The sequence below is a fragment of the Plantactinospora alkalitolerans genome (assembly GCF_015690345.1).
Classification (GTDB): Bacteria; Actinomycetota; Actinomycetes; order Mycobacteriales; family Micromonosporaceae; genus Plantactinospora; species Plantactinospora alkalitolerans.
Window position 1 is genome coordinate 1 of the sequence record NZ_JADPUN010000416.1, and the last position, 3,361, is coordinate 3,361.

Here is a 3,361-nt window from a genome sequence, read left to right on the forward strand (position 1 = left end):
CCGTGCCACTCCGCCGGATTCCGGCGCGTCCGGCGACGGCGCTTCCGGCACCGGCGACGGCGCTTCCGGCACCGGCACCGCGAGGCTCGGCGGCGCCGGACTCGGCGGCGACGGTGCCGACCGGGGCGTCTCCCCTGATCTCGGCGACGGCGGGAAGGAGGAAGTCGCGCGGCACCGGAAAGTGCGCGGCGATGACGTCGGCGAGGTGGGCCGCCTTGGCCGGGGCCAGCCGGACCATCTGGGTCAGTGGCAGGAACAGGGCCAGCCGCAGGCAGGCCAGGGCGTACCGGTCCACGGCCAGGCCGGTCCGGTCGCGCGGCGCGGCGAAGGCCTGGTTGCGGAGCGCGGGGCGGCTCGCGTCGGCGACCGGGGCGGCCACCTCGAAGTCGACCAGGGTGACCCGGTCGTCGGGGCCGACCATCACGTTGAACAGGTGCAGGTCGCCATAGACGATGCCGTGGTCGGCGATCGCGTCGATGATCTGCTCCACCTGCTCGTGGATCCGCATCGCCCAGGCGGTGTACCCGGCCAGTTCGGCGGGGGTGGCGTCGGCGTCGATCAGCGGGTACCGCTCGACGAGCACCTTGTTGAGTGCCTGGCCCTCGATGAACTCCAGGGCGAGGAAGTGGTGGTCGCCGAGGACGAACTGGTCGTGGACCCGGGCCACCTGCGGCACGTCGGCAAGCTGGCGCAGCACGTCGGCCTCGCGGGTCAGCCTGGTGATGGCGTCCGTGCCGGTGGCGTCCAGGCCGGCGTGTGGACGGGCCTCCTTGAGCACGACCTGGGTGTCGGTGCGGGTGTCCCGGCCGACGTAGAGTCCGCCGCCGTTGGAGAAGTGGATCACCCGTTCGATCCGGTACGGCAGGTCGGTGGTGGTGGTCGCGTTGCGGGCGGCGAGGTGTGGGCCGAGGAACTCGGGCAGGTCGACCCAGGCCGGTACGTGGAAGACCGGGTCGCGCCGGTCCGGTACCAGGGTGCCGCGCTCGTCCTCGACGGCCGGCACCACCTGGCCGTCACCGCTGACGCAGTAGCGGGCCGCGAAGCCGCCGTAGCGGACGTAGACCGGGCCGGCGCCGTAACGCAGGTCGCTCAGGATGTACGGTCCCGCCTCGCCGTCCAGCCGGTCCGCGAGTTCCTTGCAGGCGAGTTCGAGTTCGGACTCGTCCCGGGGGTAGATGGTGACGAACTTGCCGCTGGAGCCCCGGCGGGCGTACTTCGAGTTGCGCATCAGCAGCATCCGGGGGCCGCGGAGGAACTTGAACGAGATTCCGCGCGGTACGCAGTAGTCCCACACCGTCTCCAGGACCCGCTCCGCGTTGTCCAGACAGGCCGAAACGTGGATCTTCCAACCCTGCTGCGGGAGCTTGCCGTCCTCGGGACCGTAGATCAGCCAGTCGTCGTTCGGCTCGCGTTCCCAGCCCGTCGGCAGGGGGCGGTCGGCGGCGGCGAACCCGGTGGCGACGGCGGAGACGTTGGTGAGCGAATCGTAGAACAGCGGATCGACTGCGCAGTACGCGTCGTAGCGTTCATCCATCGTCGCGGCTCCTCGGGTGTCGCTGAGCGACCGTGTTTCATCGATGCATCCGAGTCTCCTGGTCGGCCCCGAGGTGTTACTAGTGTGTTAAGTCATCCCCCAAGGTGCGTCGTGCACGGGTACTTATGACAAATGTCAGGGCCGGAAGACGCTTGACAGCTATCTATATGGCTATATCCGGATGTACGAACGACCGATGCTTGAGCGAGGTCTACTCCGGATCGTCCGGGGCCGGCGGACCCTCCGTCGGATCGATCCCGGGTTGCCGGCGGATTTCGTAAAGATCTATTTACGTCGTCAGGCTGTCATGACATCCTGCCAAAGATGAGTCTCTTCGAGATCGAACGTTCCGAAGGGAGGCAGACATGTCAGTTCGACGCACCCGCACGGCCGGCGCGCTCGCCGCAGTGGCCACGGTGGTGCTGGCCGCCACCGCCTGCGGGAACTCCGGAGGGCCGGCGGGCAGGGACGCCAAGGACATCACCCTGACCATCAGCGACAACGCGATCGCCGGTGGCAAGAACTCCCGCAGTGCGGACTGGATCCAGAACTGGGTGATCCCGAAGTTCATCGAGGCGCAGAAGGCCAAGGGCGTCACCGCGAAGGTGACCTTCGTACCCAGTGGGGTCGACGACGAGCAGTACAAGACCAAGCTCGCCCTGGACCTGCGGGCCAGGTCGGGCAGCGACGTGATCTCGATCGACGGCATCTGGGTGGGCGAGTTCGCCCAGGCCGGCTACCTGAAGCCGCTGTCCGAGGTGGCCGGTGCCGAGACCGACGGCTGGGAGGGCTGGGCCCAGATCCCGGAGACGGTGCAGGGACTGGGCAGCTTCGAGGGCAAGCGGTACGCCATCCCGATCGGCACCGACGGCCGGGTGCTGTACTACAACAGGAAACTCTTCGCCCAGGCCGGTCTGCCCGCGCAGTGGCAACCGCGCAGCTGGCAGGAGATCCTCGACGCGGGCGCGAAGCTCAAGGCACTTCCCGGGGTCACCCCGATCCAGATCAACGCCGGCACGGCGATGGGCGAGGCGACCAGCATGCAGGGCGCGCTGCCGCTGCTGGCCGGGGCCGGCGGCGAGGTCTTCGTGAACGGCAAGTGGACCGGCGCCAGCCAGCCGACCCGGGACATGCTCGACTTCTACGCCAAGGTCTACGGCGGTGGGCTCGGCGACCCGCTGTTGCAGCAGGAGGCCAAGGGGCGGGACAAGTCGTTCCAGCGGTTCGCCGAGGGCAAGATCGGCATCCTGGGCGAGGGCGACTACTTCTGGCGCAGCGTGATCGAGCCGAAGGCCGGAATCTCCAAGATGGCCGACCGGGACAGCGCGGTCGGGTACGCGCTGATTCCGGCCAGGACGCCCGGTGCCGGCATCCGGGGCCAGGACTTCGTGAGCATGTCCGGCGGCAGCGTACGGACGCTGAACCCGAACTCGAAGTTCCCGCACCAGGCGTTCGAGCTGCTCAGCTTCATGCACTCGGCGGAGGCGGTGAAGGCCGAGCTGGGTGACGTACCCCGGCTCACCGCCCGGACGGACGTCAACACCGAGGTGCTGGCCGGCGATCCGATGCTGCGGTTCGTGGCCGAGAAGATCCTGCCGATCACCGCCGCCCGCCCGCCGCTGGCGGTCTATCCACAGGTGTCGGTGGCGCTCCAGGAGGCCACCGCGGCGGTGGTCGGCGGCACGGCGCCGGACGCCGCGGCCGCGGCGTACCAGAAGAAGTTGGAGGGTCTGGTCGGTGGCGCGGACAACGTCACCTCCTGACCGGACCTCCGCGGCGCCGGACGGACCAGCGGCTCGCCCGGACCCGCCGGGCGCACCGCTGGTC

The 3,361-nt window shown here is 69.3% G+C and carries 2 protein-coding genes; one reads left to right on the forward strand and one right to left on the reverse strand.

All coding sequences use genetic code 11. The features are described 5' to 3' along the window. The coding region (gene lanKC / locus I0C86_RS40365) for a class III lanthionine synthetase LanKC (protein ID WP_196206594.1) at positions 1 to 1,534 on the reverse strand (1,534 nt) is incomplete at its 3' end. 365 nt (positions 1,535 to 1,899) lie between these two features. On the opposite strand from lanKC, the gene I0C86_RS40370 reads away from it, so the two are divergent. Further along, complete coding sequence (locus tag I0C86_RS40370) at positions 1,900 to 3,297, forward strand: extracellular solute-binding protein (protein ID WP_196206595.1); 1,398 nt, start codon at positions 1,900 to 1,902, stop codon at positions 3,295 to 3,297. Positions 3,298 to 3,361 lie beyond the last annotated feature (64 nt).

What these genes read in the sequence shown, in the direction of transcription:
- I0C86_RS40370 (WP_196206595.1), top strand. Translation starts at nt 1,900, where the DNA reads ATGTCAGTTCGACGCACCCGCACGGCCGGCGCGCTCGCCGCAGTGGCC.